Annotated in this window: 16 protein-coding genes; 10 read left to right on the top strand and 6 right to left on the bottom strand. The window is 66.8% G+C overall.

What is annotated here, in order from left to right; genetic code table 11:
* The first annotated feature begins 247 nt into the window (after positions 1-247).
* On the top strand, positions 248-1,747 hold the full coding sequence (locus QX121_RS04565) for an amidase (protein WP_315811290.1): 1,500 nt from the start codon (positions 248-250) through the stop codon (positions 1,745-1,747).
* 5 nt (positions 1,748-1,752) lie between these two features.
* Here the strand turns inward: QX121_RS04565 and QX121_RS04570 are convergent, their stop codons facing one another.
* On the bottom strand, positions 1,753-2,592 hold the full coding sequence (locus QX121_RS04570) for a class I SAM-dependent methyltransferase (protein ID WP_315811291.1): 840 nt from the start codon (positions 2,590-2,592) through the stop codon (positions 1,753-1,755).
* 159 nt (positions 2,593-2,751) lie between these two features.
* Between QX121_RS04570 and QX121_RS04575 the strand changes: the two genes are divergently transcribed.
* A complete protein-coding gene (locus QX121_RS04575; protein ID WP_315811292.1) occupies positions 2,752-4,290 on the top strand; it encodes a helix-turn-helix domain-containing protein in 1,539 nt (512 codons plus the stop codon).
* A gap of 16 nt (positions 4,291-4,306) precedes the next feature.
* Here QX121_RS04575 and QX121_RS04580 read toward each other — a convergent pair whose 3' ends face one another.
* Positions 4,307-4,813 carry a thioesterase family protein gene (locus QX121_RS04580; protein WP_315811293.1) on the bottom strand — a complete coding sequence of 169 codons (507 nt, stop codon included), beginning with the start codon at positions 4,811-4,813 and terminating at the stop codon, positions 4,307-4,309.
* A 72-nt stretch (positions 4,814-4,885) separates the two neighbouring features.
* On the opposite strand from QX121_RS04580, the gene QX121_RS04585 reads away from it, so the two are divergent.
* Positions 4,886-6,307: an FAD-binding oxidoreductase gene (locus QX121_RS04585; RefSeq protein WP_315771420.1), complete on the top strand. Its 1,422-nt coding sequence runs from the start codon at positions 4,886-4,888 to the stop codon at positions 6,305-6,307.
* 160 nt (positions 6,308-6,467) lie between these two features.
* On the opposite strand, the gene QX121_RS04590 is transcribed toward QX121_RS04585, so the two are convergent.
* From QX121_RS04590 to QX121_RS04605, 4 genes are all read right to left on the bottom strand, one after another.
* Positions 6,468-6,740: a GCG_CRPN prefix-to-repeats domain-containing protein gene (locus QX121_RS04590; RefSeq protein ID WP_315736838.1), complete on the bottom strand. Its 273-nt coding sequence runs from the start codon at positions 6,738-6,740 to the stop codon at positions 6,468-6,470.
* Positions 6,741-7,007: 267 nt separating this feature from the next.
* A complete protein-coding gene (locus tag QX121_RS04595) occupies positions 7,008-7,238 on the bottom strand; it encodes a hypothetical protein (protein ID WP_315811294.1) in 231 nt (76 codons plus the stop codon).
* A gap of 198 nt (positions 7,239-7,436) precedes the next feature.
* Positions 7,437-9,140, bottom strand: coding sequence for a SulP family inorganic anion transporter (locus QX121_RS04600; protein WP_315811295.1), 1,704 nt, complete (start codon positions 9,138-9,140; stop codon positions 7,437-7,439).
* 42 nt (positions 9,141-9,182) lie between these two features.
* Entirely contained in the window at positions 9,183-10,100 is a 918-nt protein-coding gene (locus QX121_RS04605) for a LysR family transcriptional regulator (protein ID WP_315778742.1), read from the bottom strand.
* Between the two features lie 354 nt (positions 10,101-10,454).
* Between QX121_RS04605 and QX121_RS04610 the strand changes: the two genes are divergently transcribed.
* From QX121_RS04610 to QX121_RS04640, 7 genes are all read left to right on the top strand, one after another.
* On the top strand, positions 10,455-11,153 hold the full coding sequence (locus tag QX121_RS04610; RefSeq protein WP_315736843.1) for an outer membrane protein: 699 nt from the start codon (positions 10,455-10,457) through the stop codon (positions 11,151-11,153).
* Positions 11,154-11,385: 232 nt separating this feature from the next.
* Complete coding sequence (locus tag QX121_RS04615) at positions 11,386-11,820, top strand: DoxX family protein (RefSeq protein ID WP_315811296.1); 435 nt, start codon at positions 11,386-11,388, stop codon at positions 11,818-11,820.
* A gap of 214 nt (positions 11,821-12,034) precedes the next feature.
* Positions 12,035-12,847: a class III extradiol ring-cleavage dioxygenase gene (locus tag QX121_RS04620; RefSeq protein WP_315811297.1), complete on the top strand. Its 813-nt coding sequence runs from the start codon at positions 12,035-12,037 to the stop codon at positions 12,845-12,847.
* Positions 12,848-13,075: 228 nt separating this feature from the next.
* Complete coding sequence (locus QX121_RS04625) at positions 13,076-13,228, top strand: hypothetical protein (protein WP_315771425.1); 153 nt, start codon at positions 13,076-13,078, stop codon at positions 13,226-13,228.
* A gap of 568 nt (positions 13,229-13,796) precedes the next feature.
* Complete coding sequence (gene ltrA / locus QX121_RS04630; RefSeq protein WP_409997696.1) at positions 13,797-15,173, top strand: group II intron reverse transcriptase/maturase; 1,377 nt, start codon at positions 13,797-13,799, stop codon at positions 15,171-15,173.
* Positions 15,174-15,627: 454 nt separating this feature from the next.
* Positions 15,628-16,929 (top strand): MFS transporter, encoded by a 1,302-nt coding sequence (locus tag QX121_RS04635; protein WP_315811298.1) that lies wholly within the window; start codon positions 15,628-15,630, stop codon positions 16,927-16,929.
* A gap of 70 nt (positions 16,930-16,999) precedes the next feature.
* Positions 17,000-18,232, top strand: coding sequence for a cytochrome P450 (locus QX121_RS04640; RefSeq protein WP_315811299.1), 1,233 nt, complete (start codon positions 17,000-17,002; stop codon positions 18,230-18,232).
* Positions 18,233-18,391: the final 159 nt, after the last annotated feature.

Genomic DNA, 18,391 nt, shown 5'->3' on the forward strand with positions numbered 1-18,391 from the left:
TCTACGCAACTAACGATGCGTAAGGTTAGGTCGGCACAAGAGACGCGACGAATGATCTGAATCAAATTAACTAGATTCGGGACCAAGCTGCGCAATCCGGCCGTCAGGTCGACCGGGGTCGACCATCGTGCCGCCACGATTGCCACCGTTGCGCCCGATTGATGCCGCGTTCGGCGCAACTGCGCCTCTGTTGCAACCAGAATCAGCTACGATGACGGCGGCGAATTGCAGTACGGGGGAGGGCAATGTGAACGTCCGGGACTATGTGCGGCGCGATGCGACGGCGCTTGCCGCCGCGGTGAAGGGCGGCGAGACCAATACGGCGGAGCTGCTGCAGCTCGCGCTGGCGCAGCACGAGCGGGCCCAGCCGAGGACCAACGCCGTCTGCAGGCTGATGGAGCGCGAGGCCCGTGCGCAGCTCGCCAAGCCTGCCAACGGCCCGCTCACCGGCGTGCCGTTCCTGATCAAGGACTGCGCCCAGGACTATGCGGGCCTTCCGACGGCCTATGGCAGCAAGGCGCTGTCCGGTTTCGTCGCCGGCGAGCATGCCTCGGTCGTCAGGCGGTATCTCGAAGCCGGCCTCGTGATCTTCGGCAAGACCAACCTGCCGGAGCTCGCGCTGAAGGGCGTCAGCGACTCCCGCGCCTTCGGCCGCGTCAGCAACCCCTGGAATCCCGCACATACGCCGGGCGGCTCCAGCGGCGGCGCTGCGGCGGCGGTCGCTTCGGGCGTCGTGCCGATGGCCGCCGGCAATGACGGCGGCGGTTCGATCCGCATTCCCGCCGCCTGCTGTGGCCTGTTCGGGCTGAAGCCGTCGCGCGGCTTGGTCTCGTCGGGCCCGGGCTTCGGCGAGTACTGGTTCGGCGCCTCCTGTGAAGGCGTGCTCTCGCGCAGCGTGCGCGACACCGCGCTCGCGCTCGACGTCATCGCGGGCAGTGAGCCGGGCGATCCTTTTCTCACCGCCGAGCCCGGCGTGGTCTACGCCAACGCGGTTGCCCACGATCCCGGCCGCCTGCGCATCGGCTACACGACGGCGTCGCCGATCGGCACGGAGGTGCACGCCGAAGCGAAGCTCGCGGTCGACAACGCGGTGAAGCTGCTGCAGGGCCTCGGTCACGAGGTCGAGGAGGCCACCCCTGACATCGACGGCGCCGCGCTCGCGACCTCGTTCCTGCACATCTATTTCGGCCAGGTCGCGGCGCTGGTGGCCGATGCGCGCGGCAAGGGCGCGAAGCGCGAGGAGTTCGAGCTGCTGACGCGGGTGTTGTCGACGCTGGGCGGCGCGATCTCGGCGGGCGCGCTGACAGCGCAGCTGCTGAAATGGAACGGCTTCGCGCGCGCGCTTGCCCGCTTCCATCTGCGCTACGATCTGCTGCTGACGCCGACGCTCGCGCATCCGCCGATCCGGCACGGCCAGGGCGATCCCTCGACCGCCGAGCAGACCTTGCTCGACATGCTCGACCGCATCGGCCTGCTCGGGCTGTTGACGCGCTGGGGCGTGCTCGACGGCATGATCGACAAGATCGCCCGCGACAGCCTGCAATACGTCCCGTTCACGCAGCTCGCCAATCTCACGGGCACGCCGGCGATGAGCGTGCCGCTGCACTGGACCGCCGACGGCCTGCCGCTCGGCGTGCAGTTCACGGGCCGGCTCGGCGACGAGACCAGGCTGTTGCAGCTCGCCCGCCAGCTCGAGCAGGCGCAGCCCTGGTTCGACCGCTTGCCGGACTGGGTGGTGCAGAGCTGACGATCTCAGCGCTTGATGATGACCACTTCGAGATACTCCGACGGCACTACCATCGTGCCGTCCTCGGCGCGATTGAGCGTCCCGATCAGGGCCAGCATGTCGCGCTTGAGATCGGCCTGGCGGTCGCCATCAAGCGCAGCGAAGGCCTTGAGCACCGGACCATAGTAGGTCTTGAACACGTCGACGAAATGCTCGGGCGAGCGGTAGCGCATCGCGAAATGACGCCGATGGCAGCGAATGTCGGCGGCATCGGCGAACATCTCTCGGATGCGTGCCTCGGTGCCCCACAGCGCCGGCGATTTGGCGCCGGCGGGCGGTGGCAGATATTTGCCGAGCGTCTTGAACAACTGGCCGATGAAGCCGTCGGGGGTCCAATTGGCCAGGCCGATCTTGCCGCCGCTGCGGCACACCCGGGTGAGCTCGGCGGCGGCGCGCTCCTGCCGGGGCGTGAACATCACGCCGAATGTCGAGACCACCACGTCGAACGTGCCATCGCCGAACGGAAGCGCCTCGGCATCGGCCTCCTGGAACTGCACGGACAGGCCGTCGGCGGCGGCACGCTGGCGACCGCGGTCGAGCAGGGCAGGCACGTAGTCGGTCGAGACGACGTTGCACCAGCGCCGCGCCGCAGCCAATGTGACGTTGCCGTTGCCGGCGGCCACGTCGAGCACCTTCTGGCCGGCGCGGATGTCAAGCGCCTCGCAGAGTTCCTCGCCGACGATCTGCAGCGTGTTGCCGACGATGGCGTAGTCGCCGGACGACCACGCGCTGTGCTGGCGTGCCTTGAGCGCGGTGAAATCCGGCTCTGCGGTCACGCCGGCCTGAATTGCAACTGATGCGGTCATGATGGTCTCCTCCGGAGAATGCAGCGCTGTTGCGCGCGCTGGTGTGTGGAGACGTACGCGACAGGCTTTGGGCAGCGCTATCCAGATCGCGACACGGCCATCCAGATCGTGAACTTTTCGAGCGCCGCCGATGACCCATAGGCAATTGGACGTCGTCGCATGATGGACGGAGATCAGGTTCCCCTGGCGGCGCGGCAGCCTTTGCCACGCAGCGTACGCCGCGCGCTCGAAGCGATGCATGACGACCTCGGGCGGCGCTGGACGCTGGCCGATCTGGCGAAGATTGCCGGCGTTTCCGGACGGACCTTGCAGCGCCAGTTCGTCAGGTCGATCGGCCGGTCGCCGCAAATGGTCCGGCAGGAGCTCGGCTACGCGCGCGCCCGTGTCGAGTTTCTGCAGGGGCGCGCCGGCGAGAAGGTGATGGACGTCGCTCTGCGCTGCGGCTTCCCGCATTACGGCCGCTTCGCCGCCGGCTATCGTCGCTGCCACGGCGAGACGCCGTCGGAAACCCTGAGGCGGCAGGCGGTCTTGATGGCGCAGCTCGCCGCGTCGCGCACCACCATTGCGCCGGTACGCGACCGGCCGACCATCGCCTTCGCCATGACCGCCACCGATCCGAGCGTGCGCGAGCTGGCGGACGACCTCGCGGCCGAGCTCACGCTGGCGCTGACCCGCGCCGGATTTGCCGTGACGACCCAGCCGCGCGCGGCGCGCTACCGCATGAACGCGTCGCTCCACGGTCGGGATGGCGCGTCCCGGCTGCTGCTGCAGCTGATCGACCAGGACAGCGGCGGGCTGATATGGGCGCATCGCGGCGAGGTCATGCTGCGGTGGGAGGCCGACAGTCACGAACGGTTGGCCGCCCGCGTGGCGGCATCGCTGCTGCAAAGCCTGCGCCGCGCCGAGATCGATCGGGCGCTGCGCAAACCGGATGAGGATCTGACCGCGCAGGATCTCGCGCTGCGCGCCATGCCCGGCGTGCTGTCGCTCGACGCCGACGGCAACCGCAGTGCGCTCGAGCTGCTGCATCAGGCCATCGCCCGCGATCCCCGTCATGCCCTGGCCACGGCGCTCGCGGCCTGGGCCTACGGCCAGCGCGCGGTCTATCATTTCGGCACCGCGCCCGGGCAGGATCGGCAGCTTGGTCGCGCCCTGGCGCAGCGCGTGCCGACTGAGCTTGCGGATGCGACCGTGCTGTGCGTGCTCGGCAATGCGCTCACCTTGCTGGATGAGCTCGCCGAGGCCGAGCAGGTGGTGGGCCGGGCGCTCGCGCTGGATGGCGGTGCCGCCTGGGCCTGGAGCCGCAGCGGCTGGCTCGATGTCTATCGCGGCGATGCCGCGTCGGCGATCGAGCGCTTTCGGATTGCGCTGGATCTCGCGCCGCAGGACCCGCTCGCCTTCAACGCCCTCATTGGAATCGGCTGCGCGCATTTCGCCGCCGGCACCTACGCGGAGGCGGCGCGCTGGCAGCAGCGCGGCCTGCGCGAGCATCCGTCGTCGCTGTGGGTGCACCGGACCATGTGCCCGTCCCACGTGCTGGCGGGTGAGCGGCCGGAAGCCCTGCGCAGCCTGCAGGCGCTGCGTGCCGGCTATCCGGACCTGACCCTGGCCGAGGTCCAGCGCGGCATGCCGCCGCTGCCGGACGCCTATTCGGCCCGGGTATTCGAGGGATTGTCCGACGCCGGCCTGCCGGCGTAGCGGCGGCCGGTCACCGTCATCTCTTCGGCATGCCGATGGTGCGGCCGAGCCCGTCGGGCCGCGGCAGCGTGGCATGCGCCTGCAGCACGCGGGCGATGTTGGCCTGGATGTCCGGCGGAAACGGTGCGACCTTGCGCTTGGTCATGTCGATGTGCACCGACATGTTCTCCGAGGTGGCGGAGACCCAGCCTTCCTCGGCATGGCGCAGCTCCTCGAAGGTGTGCAGCCGCTTCTCGTCGGCGGCGATCAGCCAGACCGCGATCTGGACGGGATCGCCGAGATGGATCTCGCGCAGGTACCGCACGTGGCATTCGGCGGTGAAGGTCGAGCCCTGGCGCTCCTTCATGTAGGCGGGACCGATGCCGAGCTCGGCCCAGATCTGGTCGATGGCGCGGTCGAACATCACGTTGTAGTAGGCCATGTTGAGGTGGCCGTTGTAGTCGATCCATTGCGGCTCGATCTGCATGACCTGTGACAGAAACGGTCCGGCGCCTTGCGCTGCGGGCACTGCATTATCGCTCATCGGCTCTTCCGTTTGCTCCCTTGACCCCTTGATCGTCCTTTGTCACGGTCCGCCCAACTTTCGGAGGAAGCAGTGGCGACGACGATCCCCCATCACGATTTGAAGCGGCCCGCGCCGGAGGCGCTGAAAAGTGCGCTCGACGCGCTCGCGGCCCGCTTCGGCAACAGGCTTATCACCTCGCAGGCCGTGCGCGAGCAGCATGGCCATACCACGACCTGGCTGCCGACGCAGCCGCCGGATGGCGTGGTGCTGGCGCAGGAGACCGCCGACATCCAGGACGTCGTCCGCATCTGCGCGCCAAAGGGCGTGCCGATCATTCCGTTCGGCACCGGCACCTCGCTGGAGGGCCAGGTCAATGCGCCGGCCGGTGGCATCTGCATCGACATGCGCGACATGAACAAGGTGCTGGAGGTGCATGCCGAGGACCTCGACTGCGTGATCCAGCCCGGCATCACCCGCAAGACCTTGAACGAATATCTTCGCGATCAGGGCCTGTTCTTTCCGATCGATCCCGGCGCCGACGCGTCCCTTGGCGGCATGGCCTCGACGCGGGCTTCCGGCACCAATGCCGTGCGCTACGGCACCATCCGCGAGAACGTGCTGGCGCTGAAGGTCGTGCGCGGCGATGGCGAGATCATCAAGACCGGCACCCGCGCCAAGAAGTCCGCCGCCGGCTACGATTTGACGCACCTGTTCATCGGCGCCGAGGGCACGCTCGGCATCATCTGCGAGATGACCATCCGCCTGCGCGGCATTCCCGAGACCATCGCCGCGGCGTCGTGCTCGTTCGAGACCGTGCGCGGCGCCTGCCAGGCGACGATCCTCGCGATCCAGACCGGCATTCCGATGGCGCGCATCGAGCTGCTCAACGCCGCGCAGGTCAGGGCGTGCAACGCCTATTCCAAGCTGACCTTGCCGGAGACGCCGCTGCTGCTGCTCGAATTCCACGGCAGCGCGGCCGAGGTCGCCGAGCAGTCGAAGAACTTCGCCGAGATCGCGCGCGAGTGCGGCGGCGGCGACTTCGCCTGGACCACCAAGCCCGAGGACCGCACCAAGCTCTGGCAGGCGCGTCACGACGCCTATTGGTCGGTGAAGGCGATCCGGCCCGGCGTCGGCGTGGTCGCGACCGATGTCTGCGTGCCGATCTCGCGGCTCGCCGATTGCGTCACCGAGACCGAGGAGGATCTCGCGCGTCTCAAGCTGACCTCGCCGATCGTCGGCCATGTCGGCGACGGCAATTTCCACTGCTCCTTGATGTGCGATGTCGACGATGCCGATGAGATGGCGCGCGGCGACGAGTTCATGCATCGCCTCGTCGAGCGCGCGCAGGCCATGGACGGCACCTGCACCGGCGAGCATGGCATCGGCCAGGGCAAGCAGAAATATCTCGAGTCCGAGCTCGGCCCGGAAGCGCTCGATGCGATGCGCGCGGTGAAGCAGGCGCTCGATCCGCAGAACATCTTCAATCCCGGCAAGATCATCCCGGCGCGCTGATTGGCAATCCAAGCCGAGCTGAGTTTCGGATTTGGGTCCGGCGCGCAGGGCCGCTGCTGACATCTCCCTCCATGCGGGGAGATGTCGGATCGCGTGACGATTCGCCAAATAGAAAATGCCGCCGCGTTCGACACGCGGCGGCATTTTGTTTCCGTTCAGATCAACGGCAGACGCGGCGCGGTCCCCACGGGGTCGGCCGCACCCAGCAGGTGCGCGGGCCGAAGCCGCCATAGCCATAGGGGCGGTAGACGCGCGGGGCGGGCCGGCAACGGCCCCAGCGGTCCGGGAACCAGCCGGGACCGCAGCCGCCGGCGACGCGCTCGACATTGCTGTCCGGAGCAGCCGGCTGAGCCGGCAGCGTGAAGGCCTGCGCGGCCGACGCGCCCAACATGACGGTCGCGGCGAGCAGGGCGGAGGTGAACAGATTGCGCATTGCAGTGCGGTCCTCTCGTTGGTTTCGAAGCAGTGTAGTCCTTAGACGTCGTCGGACAGGTTTTGGTTTCGCAATTTTCTCGACGCCGCGAAACCTCTTCCTGGTACCACAGAGATCTCCATGACACCGATCGCGCGATGCAGCTCTGCTGATCATGTGGCGCATCGCTGCAGTTTGGTCGCCGTCGTGCGGTGTTCTAGCAGACATTCGCTGCAAGGAACATGAACGATCAGCGACGCGTCCTGCTGGCTTTCGTCGCAGGCGGCATCATTTGCCGCCTTGCTGCGCCTTTGCGTCCTTCAGCGCCGTCCTGCAGCCGTCGGAGAGCTTGTCGAACTTCTCGATCATGCATTGCTTGATGCGGCGGCCGCCCGGCATGATTCCAGTACAGAGCGTACGCACATCGTCGCCGCAGGCCTGGCGCATGGCGCTCCTGTCCTGAGCCTGGGCGGCGGTGCTGGAGATGACTATCAACAGCAGCGGAAGCAGCTTGTGCATGATCGATGATTCCTCTCTCGCCGCGGCCGACGCGCCGGGCCTCGTGAGGCGGTTGTCTCGCCGATGAATTTAGCGGGCATATGTCGACCGTCGCCGCAACGTGTAACGGTTTGTATCACGAGGTCACTGCGCAGAGCGCAAGCGTCCGCTTGCCCCGGAGTCGTCGTCGACCACGGCGGCGCTCGTGCCGCCATTCCCTCAAGCGTGCACATCCGAGGCACTGCTGCGCAGCTTCCGCAGCGCGTGATCGACGCTGTGGAACACGCGATCCCGCGGCAGCACATCGTACAGGCCGAACCGTTCGAAGGCTTCCTGGGCCCGCAGCGACTCCAGCCGCGCCACCGCGAACACGATACCGGTCTCGTTGCAGATATGGATCACGTCGCGCAGAGTCTGCGCGGCGGTGAAATCGATCTCGACGATGGCGCTGGCCTCGAACACCACCAGCCGCGGCTTGCGGCTGCGCAGCAGGCGCTGCATGTCGGCGCGGAACGTCGCTGCATTGAGGAAGCTGAGCGGGGCCTGGAAGCCGACCACGGCGATGTCGGACAGATCCTCGCCCTTGATCTGCGGATGCGCCGGCCACCAGATCGTCGTGTCCGGCACGCGCTGGAAGGCGATGAGGTGGGCGCGTGTCGTGCTCCAGATGCCGTGCAGCAGCGACAGCGCAATGCCGAGCGCGACGCCCTGCTCGATTGGCAGCGCGACGATCGCCACCGCGGTCGCCAGGATGAGCAGGAACTCGCCCTTGGACGCGCGATAGACGCTTGTGATCTGCGCGACGCGGATGATGCGTAGCGCGACGAACAGCAGCACGCCGCCGAGCGCCGCTTCCGGCACATTCGCAAGCAGCCGAGCTCCGAACAGCACGAGCAGCAGCACGATCGCGGCGGCGAGCAGGCCCGCGACCTGCGACCGGCCGCCGGTCTCGACCACGATGCCGGTGCGCGGCGGACTGGCATTGACCGGAAACGCGCCGAACAATCCGGCGAGCAGGCTGCCGGCACCGGCGCCGAGGAAGTCGCGGTCGACATCGGCGGAACCATCGGGATCGGAAGGGAACGAGCGCGTCGTCGCCGACGTCTGCACCATCACCACAACCGCGATCAGGAAGGCGAGCGGGATCAGCTTCGCCCATTGTTCCGGTCCGATCAGCGGCACGGACGGCATCGGCACCGTGCCGGCGATCTCGCCGATGACGGGCACGCCGCCCCCCTTCAGCCCGGCCGACACCACGAACAAGGTCGAGGCCGCGAGCGCGATCAGCGCGCCGGGTATGCGGGCGCTGATCCGCTCGCAGACCGTGATGGTCGCGAGCACGCCGAAGCCGATGAGCATCGTGTACGCGTTGGCCTTGCCGAGTTCGCCCGCCAAGGTGGCGATCCGCGCCAGCGTTGGCCCGCTCGGTGACGGCAGGCCGAGCACGCCCGGCAATTGCGAGACGATGATGTGCACGGCAATGCCGGCCAGGAAGCCCACGGTGACCGGCACCGACAGCACGTTGGCGATGCCGCCGAGCCTGAAGCCGCCGGCCAGCACCAGCATGACCCCGACCAGCAGCGCCAGCGCCGCGGCCAGGCTGCCGTATTCGGGCGTGCCGCTGGTCGCGAGCAGCGCCAGGCCGCCGGCGAAGATCGGCGTGATCGTGGAATCGGCGCCGCAGGACAGGAAGCGGTTGGCGCCGAACAGCGCGAACCCCAGGGATCCCGCCATGAAGGCGAAGAAGCCGGTCTCGGGCGTGAAGCCGCCGAGCTTGGCGGTCGCCATCTGCTCGGGAATCGCGATCGCCGCCAGCGTCAGCCCGGCGGCGAGATCGGCGGGCAGGGCGCTGATCCGCCAGCCTCGCAGGGAGCGGAGCATCGGCCAATGATAGTTGCCGTCGTGGCGTGGTTGCTCGATCATGTCGATGTCTCCGAGTGCATCGCGGCCGAGCTGTTCGTCCGCTCACGCAAGATCGCGATCCCAAGGTGGCTCGGGCGCGAACGCCGCGGCGAGGTGGTCGATGAAGGCGCGCACCTTGGCCGATGGCGTGCGATCCGGCAGGTAGACGGCATGCACCGCCAGCAGGTCCGATGGCGGCACGTCGAGCGTCAGCGGCACCAGCCGTCCTGCGCGGATCTCGTCGCCGACGATGAAGGTCGGCTGGTAGATCACGCCTTGCCCGGCCAGGGCGGCGGCGAGCAGCGCATCGCCATTGTTGGCGCGCAGATTGCCGCTCACGGTGACGTCGACGGCCGCCTTGCCGCCCATGCGCCAGCGCGACGGGCCGGCCGCCGCCAGCGTATAGCCGAGGCAGTTGTGGTCGGCGAGATCGGCCGTGGTGCGCGGCGTCCCATGGGCGGCGAGATAGGACGGCGCCGCGCAGACCATCATCCGGCACGGCGCCAGCCGCCGCGCCACCAGGCTGGAGTCCTTGAGCGTGCCGATGCGGATCGCGAGATCCCAGCCTTCCTCGATCAGGTCGACGAGCCGGTCGTTGAGGCCGAGCTCGACGCTGACGCCGGGATAGAGCGCGGCGAAGCTTGCGAGCAGCGGCGCGATCTGGCGCGTGCCGAAGGCGAGCGGGACATTGAGCCGCAACAGGCCGCGCGGCTCGACCCGGTCGGCCGCGATCGCGCTCTCGGCCGCCTCGAAATCGCCGAGCACCCGCTCGGCGAGATCGAGATATCGCCGACCGGCCTCGGTGATGGTCAGCCGGCGCGTGGTGCGGTGAAACAGCTTCGTGCCGAGTCGCGTCTCCAGCGCTGCCAGATGTTTCGTGACCATCGTTGGCGACATGCCAAGCGCACGCGCGGCCGCCGACAGGCTGCCAGAACTGGCGATCCGCGACATCACTTCCAGTCCAGTCAGACGGTCCAGCATTCAGCCTCACTCGCCGGGTGTGAGGTGTCTCGCTAGCAGACTCGTGAGGTGCGGGGAATCATCACTCTTGCGGACGGGGGCGGGGGTGGGCGTCCGTCATAACGATGGCGCGAATCAGTCGCGCTGCCTTCGCGTCATCGCACTGCAAGTGAAAAGATGTCGCAACAAATTCGGGTTCTCGCCGGTATCAGTTGCCGCGCCACAGTGCAGTCCCGAACAATGCCGCATTTGATCACTTCCTGACCCAAAGCGGGTCAACTTGGTGCCCGACTTCGTTTTCAGTTTCCGCCCCGCGCGAGCGCCTTCTGGGGATGCACTCGCTTGCACATGTATTGAGTTTGTGAGGATGGGTTGATGAAAGCAGTGTACACTCTTGCTGTTGCCGCCTGTGGCGTCCTGCTTGCCGGCACGGTCGCGCAGGCAGGAGATTTCAGGGTCCAGCGGCCCGTAGCAGTCTACGATGCCCCGTACTACAATTGGACCGGCTTCTATGCCGGCGCATTCGCCGGGGGCGCGCACGGGCTGTGGACCATCGACTTCTATCGCAACAACAATCACGGCCATGCCGAGGAGGGCGCTGATGGCGTGGCCTTCGGCCTCTATGGCGGCTACAATTATCAGTTCGCCAATCGCTTCGTGGTCGGCGCCGAGGTCGATCTCGGCCGGTCCACCGCGTCGCAGAGCAACGACATCTTCGACAACGATTCGTCCTACGCCAAATACGGCATGTTCGGCTCGGTCCGCGCGCGCGCCGGCTATGCGTTCGACCGCTTGCTGGTCTTCGGCACGCTCGGTGTCGGCATCGCCAACTTGACCAACAATATCCAAAAGGGCCGCAACGCCGGCGAGCAGGTGGTGTGGGAGGATCAGGTGAAGGCCGGCCTCACGACAGGCGTCGGTGTCGAATACGCCTTCACCAGCAACTGGGTCGGACGCGGTGAATATGTCTACACCGACTACGGCAACGTGACGCTGTTCAATCGCGACGGCAACCGTGCCGACTTCAAGAACGAACTCCACCTGATCCGCGTTGGCGCGAGCTACCGGTTCTGATCGGGAGCGGCGGCATGTGCCCCCGGTTTCCGGAGGCATGTCGGCGTCATGCAACGGTGGACGAACGGGGCGTCGGCATTCGAGGCGCCGTGGCGTCGGTGCGTAAGGCGGTACGTCCACGACGAACCGCCTGCCACCTCACCTCAATGGTTTGAGCTGTCTTTCCTGGCGGCCAGATTATCGTCTCCCAGGGAATGATCTATGTCTCGGCACTATCCATTGGGAGCCCGAGATGATCGATTCGCGCACTGCACCCTACGCCGCCCTGCTGCTTCGCCTGACGCTGGGTGGCTTGTTCCTGGCCCATGCCAGCCTCAAGCTGTTCGTGTTCAGCCCGGCCGGCACTGCAAAATTCTTCGGCAGCATCGGCCTGCCGCCCGAGCTCGCCTACCTCGTCATCACGGCCGAGATCCTCGCCGGCATCGCGCTGATCCTCGGCGTCTACACCCGCTGGGTGGCGCTCGCCGCCGTGCCGATCCTGCTCGGCGCCATCTTCACCGTCCATGGCTCCGCGGGGTTCTTCTTCAACAATCCGAAGGGCGGCTGGGAGTATCCGGCGTTCTGGGCCGTCACGCTGGTGATCCAGGCCCTGCTCGGCGACGGCGCCTATGCGCTGGGCAGCCTTCGCAGCGGTCTTGCCGGCGGGCAGTTGCGCAACGCGCATTGATCGTCATGGTTGGTTGACTGCCGCGACAATCTCAGTGTCGTCCCCGCGAACGCGGGGACCCATAACCACAAGCGGACTTGGGTTGAGCGCGCTGGTCGACGCGCAGCCTGCCTCAAATGCCGATCACGCGGTATGGGTCCCTGCTTTCGCAGGGACGACAGCTGTGGGTTGGGTTGGCAGCTGAACATCCCTCTAGAGAACGAGGAGCCATGACATGACCCTGCCCAGCATCTTCCTGTCGCACGGCTCGCCGATGCTGCCGCTCACGGATTCGGCCGCCCGCGACTTCCTCGTCGGCCTCGGCGGCAGTCTGCCGCGGCCGAAGGCGATCCTGGTGATCTCGGCGCATTGGGAGACCGACATCCCCACCGTCAATGCGGTCGCTGCCAACGAGACGATCCACGACTTCTACGGCTTTCCGCGTGAGCTCTATCAGTTGCGCTATCCCGCGCCGGGCGCGCCCGATCTCGCGCACGCCGTGGCGGCGCGGTTGCAGGCGGCCGGCCTGCCGGTCGGCATCGACCGCGCGCGCGGCCTCGATCACGGCGCCTGGGTGCCGCTGCTGCTGATGTATCCGCAAGCCGACATTCCGGTGCTGCAACTCTCGATCCAGACCGAGCGCGGTCCAAGGCATCATCTCGAACTCGGCCGCGCGCTGGCGCCTTTGCGCGAGGAAGGCGTGCTGATCATCGGCAGCGGCAGCTTCACCCACAATCTCGGCGAATTCCGCAAGCGCCGGCTCGACATCGACGACCCCGCGCCGTCCTGGGTGGTCGACTTCGCCGACTGGGTGCACAACGCCGCGATCGAAGGCCGCGTCGACGATCTCGTCGACTACCGCCGTCTCGCTCCGCATGCGCGCGACAACCATCCGACCGACGAGCACTTCCTGCCGCTGTTCGCAGCGATGGGCGCGGCCGGCGAGGGCGGGCGCGTCGAGCGCCTGCACAACAGCGCCAATTACGGCGTGCTGCGCATGGATGTCTATGCGTTCCATGGCGTCGACGAGGCGAGGGCAGCGGCGTGAGCCGCTGAACTCATTAGTTCTGCAATGTCCAAGCCGCCGTCATTCCGGGGGGAGGGCCGCTCGCCTTGAACCCGAAATCTCGATATTGGCTGACGTCTTCTACTAATCACGAGCGATGGCGGAGCGTTGCCTGCCCGTCGGGTTACTATGTCGCAGGTGATTTCGCTTGTGTCGTCGGGCAAATCACCGCGATCCTTCCGCGCATCCCGCCTCACTTGCGGAGGGGCGTTGCGCGCGATCGTCACGACACGCGAGGCGGGGAGCGGTGGCCGCGAGAACTCGCAGCATGTCCTTTTCGATGTGCGGACGAACGATGCTCTTGCGGACGTGAAGTTGCAGGGTTCTGATACCTCGACGCTGGTATCACCGCGCAACGCGTGAAATGCGTTGTCGCGCATGGCGGCCAACAAGCCGAGCGCCAGGAAGCCTGCATATAAGCGTGAAGACCATCGCGCAGGGAGGGCCGGGTGATCTCGGCTGAACCTGTGGTACCTGCCGCCTGCATTTTTTTGAGCAGGCGGGCCACGGGCGGTGTGCCGAGTATGAACGACAGCTTGGAGGTGGAAGTCCTCTATCCAGCCTGATGGCGGCGAAGGATTAGCGAAGCGCAAGGGCGTCATCGCGAGGTGGGGTCTGAAGACAGCGTGGAGCAAAGCCGCGGCCCGATGAACAAACATCGGATGTGAGGCCTACCCGGCCGGACGAGCGAGCCACCAATCGCGAAGTCCACGGTCATCAAGGGGCGGGGTGGTAGATCCGACGGGCATGCGGTGAAGGCGGTCGGTCTTACCTCGGGAGATCTGCGTCGTGTCCCGGCAACGGGACTGAGGTCGTTGCAAGGCGATCTGAACGCGACGCAGAAGTCAGCAGAGGGCATAGTAGGCGGCAGCGTACCGCCGAAGGCCCGAACGATGGAAGTTCTGGTGGAGCGGTGATCTCGCACGACCCAATGCGGCAGGAAGCTCAGAGCAATCTGAACCCTCGCCCCGGACCGAGGGGTGAAGCCCCGCGGGCCGGCGCCGGGGCGGCCGAAGCTCGCGCGGCGAAAGCCTGTCTCGATCAGACGGCGGTCGCGGGACCGTCGATGGAAAGGATCGTCGCACGTGAGAACCTGAAGAAGGCATTGGACCGAGTGAAGCGCAACAAGGGCGCGGCGGGGGTCGACGGGATGACCGTGGATGATCTGCCGGCCTACCTGAAGGTGAACTGGCTCGCGATCCGCGCCCAACTGCTCGACGGCACCTACAAGCCGCAGCCGGTGCGGCGTGTCGAGATTCCGAAGGCATCGGGCGGCGTCAGGCTGCTCGGCATCCCGACGGTGCTCGACCGCTTCATCCAGCAGGCGGTTCTGCAGGTGCTGCAAAGCGAATGGGATCGGACGTTCTCCGAGACGAGCTTCGGCTTCCGGCCGGGCCGCTCGGCGCATCAGGCGGTGGCGAAGGCGCAGACCTACATTGCGTCCCGGCACGCGGTCGTGGTGGATATCGATCTGGAGAAGTTCTTCGACCGGGTCAATCACGACATCCTGATGGGGCTGGTCGCCAAGCGGGTTGCCGACAAGCGACTCCTGAAGCTGATCCGCGGCTTCCTGACTGCGGGCGTGCTGGAGGGAGGGCTGGTCAGCCCGACGGAGGAAGGAACGCCGCAAGGCGGGCCGCTCTCGCCGCTGCTGTCGAACCTGATGCTGGACGTGCTGGACAAGGAGCTGGAGAGGCGAGGTCATCGCTTCGTGCGCTATGCCGACGACTGCAACATCTATGTGCGCAGTCGGAAGGCGGGCGAGCGGGTGATGGCGAGCATCGAGAGATTCCTGGAACGGCGCCTCGAGCTCAAGGTGAACAGGGCCAAGAGCGCGGTCGCCAGACCGAGCCACCGCAAGTTCCTGGGCTTCAGCTTTACGCAGGGGAAGAAGCCGCGCCGGCGCATCGCGCCTGAGGCCATTGCCCGTTGCAAGGCGAGAGTTCGGGAGCTGACGGGGCGACAGTCTGGCCGAAGCCTGGAGCAGATCATCGAGAAGCTGGCGCTGTATCTGAAGGGATGGCGCGGCTACTTCGGGTTCTGCGAGACGCCGTCGGTGTTGCGCAAGCTCGATGAGTGGATCAGGCGGCGGTTGCGCGCCGTCGTCTGGACCCAATGGAAGTGCGGTCCTACTCGCTTCGACGAGCTGCGACGCCGCGGCGTCGACCGGGAGACGGCGCTTAAAACCGCCGGCAACCCACGTGGTCCCTGGCGGCTCGCCAACAGCGCCGCACTGGCCAACGCTCTGCCAAGGTCCTTGTTCGCCTCACTCGGCCTGCCTTTCCTCGCAGCCCGCAAAGCCGCTTAATCCGCCGAACCGCCGTATACGTGATCCGTATGTACGGTGGTGTGGGAGGGGTGGAGTCGCGAGACTCCCCCCTATCCCGATCGGCCAGCGCCCGGCCTTCCCTGCGCCCTCCTGATTGATGAGGGTGAGCAGCTAAGCACAGCTCGGGCGCGATGGCGCCGCGAGAAAGCGCAGCCATGACCCAGCGAAGCTCGCCACACACGCGGTGTCGTCCCGGCCTTGAGCCGGGACCCATAACTACCGGCGTGAATGAGACGGATGACCGCCAGCCATATCCCTCGCGAGATCACGCGGTATGGGTCCCGGCGTTCGCCGGGACGACAGCTGGGCAGAGGGAATAGTGCGGCGCACACATGACCTCGGAGGTAACTGACACGGGATGGCGCGGCGTAGAAAATCCTTGACCCCTCCGCATGCAGATGATGCGAAGGATGCACCAGGGAGTGAAACAACAATGCGCCTGCCGTTCTATTATGGCTGGGTCATCGTCGCCGTGACCTTCGTGACGATGGCCGTCGGCGTCAATGCACGCACGGCGTTCTCGCTGTTCTATCCGCCGATCCTCGCCGAATTCGGCTGGGACCGCGGCGTCACCGCCGGCGCGTTCTCGTTCGGCTTCGTTGCCTCCGGAATCGTCAGTCCACTGATCGGACGGCTGATGGATCGCACCGGCCCGCGGGCCGTAATGGAACTCGGCGTCGCGCTGATGGCCGGCGGCCTGTTGCTGGCGCCGCTGACCTCGCAGCCCTGGCATCTCTACATCACGATCGGCGTGATGGTCGGCGCCGGCAGCGTCTGCCTCGGCTATTCCGGCCAGTCCCTGTTCCTGCCGAACTGGTTCATCCGCCGCCGCGGGCTGGCGATCGGCATCGCCTTTGCCGGCGTCGGCATCGGCTCGATGACGCTGTTGCCGTGGGTGCAGCACATGATCGCGCAGACCAACTGGCGCACGGCCTGCACCGCGATGGGCATCGTCGTGCTGGTCGTGCTGGCGCCGATCAATCTGCTGCTGCGCAAGAAGCCGGAGGAGATCGGCCTGCGTCCCGACGGCGACGTCGCGCCGCTCGCCAATGCGGTCAAACCGGTCTCCAACATCGTCGATGCCGCCTGGGCCGGCACCGACTGGACATTGTCGCGCGCGCTGCGCACGGGCCGGTTCTGGTGGCTCGCGCTCGGCTATTTCTTCGGGCTCTACGTCTGGTACGCGGTGCAGGTGCACCAGACGAAATACCTGCTCGAGATCGGCTTCAGCTCGAGCGTCGCGGTGTGGGCGCTCGGGGCCGTCAGCCTGCTCGGGATTCCCGGCCAGATCGCGCTCGGCCATCTGTCGGATCGCCTGGGGCGTGAGGCGGTGTGGGGATTAGGCTGTCTCGGCTTCGCGATCTGCTTCGCCGCGCTGATCGCGCTCAAGGCCGCGCCGTCGCTCGTGCTGATCTACGTCATGGTGGCGACGCAGGGCGCGCTTGGTTACGGCCTGACCTCGGTGATGGGCGCGGTCGCGCTGGAAATATTCCAGGGCGCGCATTTCGGCAGCATCTTCGGAACGCTGATGCTGATCGGGCTGTGCGGCGGCGCAGCAGGGCCGTGGGTGACCGGCGTGCTCTATGACTACACCCTGAGCTACACGCCGGGCTTCGTGATCGCCTTCCTCGGCGCCTTCGTCTCGGCGGCGGCGATCTGGATCGCGGCACCCCGCAGGGTCCGCCTCGTCGCCGGCCAATTGCACAGGTTAAGGACGGCAGGGGCCACGGCGTGATGTGTGATCCGGCCGACTTGCCATCGCCGCGCGGCCGTGAGCTAATCGGCCAATCCAAGGGAGGGACCACATGAACGAGCATGTCCAGGCCGCCAAGGCTGCGCCGCTGTTCAATCCGCTGTCGCCGGAGTTCATCCGCGACCCCTATCCCTTCTATGCGCAACTGCGCGACAACGATCCGATGCATGTGACGCCGTTCGGCGCGTTCCTCGCCAGCCGGCACGCGGAATCGAGCCTGGTGCTGCGCGACAAGCGCTTCGGCAAGGACTTCGTCGCGCGTTCGATCCGGCGCTACGGTCCCGACATCATGCAGGAGCCGGTGTTCCAGAGCATGCGGCATTGGATGCTGCAGCAGGACCCGCCGGACCACACCCGGTTGCGCGGCCTGGTCGTGAAGGCGTTCACCGCGCGGCGCGTCGAGGACATGCGGCCGCGCATCCAGGAGATCGTCGACCGCACGCTCGATCAGGTGATCCCGCAGGGCCGGATGGACCTGATCGAGGACTTCGCGTTCAAGCTGCCCGTCACCGTGATCTGCGACATGCTCGGCATTCCCGAGGAGCATCGCGAGGCGTTCTACAAGAGCTCGCGCGAGGGCGGCCGACTGCTCGAGCCGGTGCCGCTGTCGAAGGCCGAGATCGCCGAGGGCAATGCCGGCAACGCCGTGTCCAAGGCGTATTTCCAGCACCTGTTCGAGTTGCGCCGGAAACATCCCGGCGACGATCTGACGACGCAGCTGCTGCAGGCCGAGGAGGACGGTGCCAAGCTCAGCCATGAGGAGCTCACCGCCAACATCATCCTGCTGTTCGGCGCGGGGCACGAGACCACGGTCAACCTGATCGGCAACGGCCTGCTGGCGCTGCACCGCAATCCGGACCAGTTGGCGCTCTTGAAGGCGCGGCCGGAGCTGATCACGAACGCGATCGAGGAGTTCCTGCGCTACGATTCCTCGGTGCAGCTCACCGGGCGGGTCGCGCTCGAGGATATCGAGGATCTCGGCGGCCGGCGGATTCCTGCGGGCGAGAGCGTGCTGTGCCTGCTCGGCTCGGCCAACCGCGATCCCGCCGTGTATCCGGACAATCCGGAACAGCTCGATATCACCAGGCCAAACGTGAAGCCGCTGTCGTTCGGCGGCGGCATCCACCATTGCCTGGGCGCGCAGCTTGCCCGGATCGAGGCCGAGATCGCGATCGGAACCCTGCTGCGGCGGCTGCCGGAGCTGAAGCTGGACGATCCGGACAACCCGGAATGGCGGCCGACCTTCGTGCTGCGCGGCCTCAAGCGGCTGCCGGCCCACTGGTAACCATCTTCGTTAACGGAGTTGTGCAACGCCCCCGGAAAGACCGACAGCGCTGTGACTTCGCCATACTTAATCCTATATGATGCAGCGCTCCGGTATCGATGCCAGTGGGCCGCGGCCGCATTGGTTTTAAGGTTGGGACACCGGAGCGTTGTCCTTTGA

The organism is Bradyrhizobium sp. SZCCHNR2028 (assembly GCF_032380995.1).
Taxonomy (GTDB): domain Bacteria; phylum Pseudomonadota; class Alphaproteobacteria; order Rhizobiales; family Xanthobacteraceae; genus Bradyrhizobium.

What these genes read in the sequence shown, in the direction of transcription:
- QX121_RS04640 (WP_315811299.1), top strand. Translation starts at nt 17,000, where the DNA reads ATGAACGAGCATGTCCAGGCCGCCAAGGCTGCGCCGCTGTTCAATCCG.
- QX121_RS04600 (WP_315811295.1), bottom strand. Translation starts at nt 9,140, where the DNA reads ATGATCGAGCAACCACGCCACGACGGCAACTATCATTGGCCGATGCTC.
- QX121_RS04570 (WP_315811291.1), bottom strand. Translation starts at nt 2,592, where the DNA reads ATGACCGCATCAGTTGCAATTCAGGCCGGCGTGACCGCAGAGCCGGAT.
- QX121_RS04595 (WP_315811294.1), bottom strand. Translation starts at nt 7,238, where the DNA reads ATGCACAAGCTGCTTCCGCTGCTGTTGATAGTCATCTCCAGCACCGCC.
- QX121_RS04580 (WP_315811293.1), bottom strand. Translation starts at nt 4,813, where the DNA reads ATGAGCGATAATGCAGTGCCCGCAGCGCAAGGCGCCGGACCGTTTCTG.
- QX121_RS04575 (WP_315811292.1), top strand. Translation starts at nt 2,752, where the DNA reads ATGATGGACGGAGATCAGGTTCCCCTGGCGGCGCGGCAGCCTTTGCCA.
- QX121_RS04605 (WP_315778742.1), bottom strand. Translation starts at nt 10,100, where the DNA reads ATGCTGGACCGTCTGACTGGACTGGAAGTGATGTCGCGGATCGCCAGT.
- QX121_RS04635 (WP_315811298.1), top strand. Translation starts at nt 15,628, where the DNA reads ATGCGCCTGCCGTTCTATTATGGCTGGGTCATCGTCGCCGTGACCTTC.
- QX121_RS04610 (WP_315736843.1), top strand. Translation starts at nt 10,455, where the DNA reads ATGAAAGCAGTGTACACTCTTGCTGTTGCCGCCTGTGGCGTCCTGCTT.
- ltrA (WP_409997696.1), top strand. Translation starts at nt 13,797, where the DNA reads ATGCGGCAGGAAGCTCAGAGCAATCTGAACCCTCGCCCCGGACCGAGG.
- QX121_RS04615 (WP_315811296.1), top strand. Translation starts at nt 11,386, where the DNA reads ATGATCGATTCGCGCACTGCACCCTACGCCGCCCTGCTGCTTCGCCTG.
- QX121_RS04620 (WP_315811297.1), top strand. Translation starts at nt 12,035, where the DNA reads ATGACCCTGCCCAGCATCTTCCTGTCGCACGGCTCGCCGATGCTGCCG.
- QX121_RS04590 (WP_315736838.1), bottom strand. Translation starts at nt 6,740, where the DNA reads ATGCGCAATCTGTTCACCTCCGCCCTGCTCGCCGCGACCGTCATGTTG.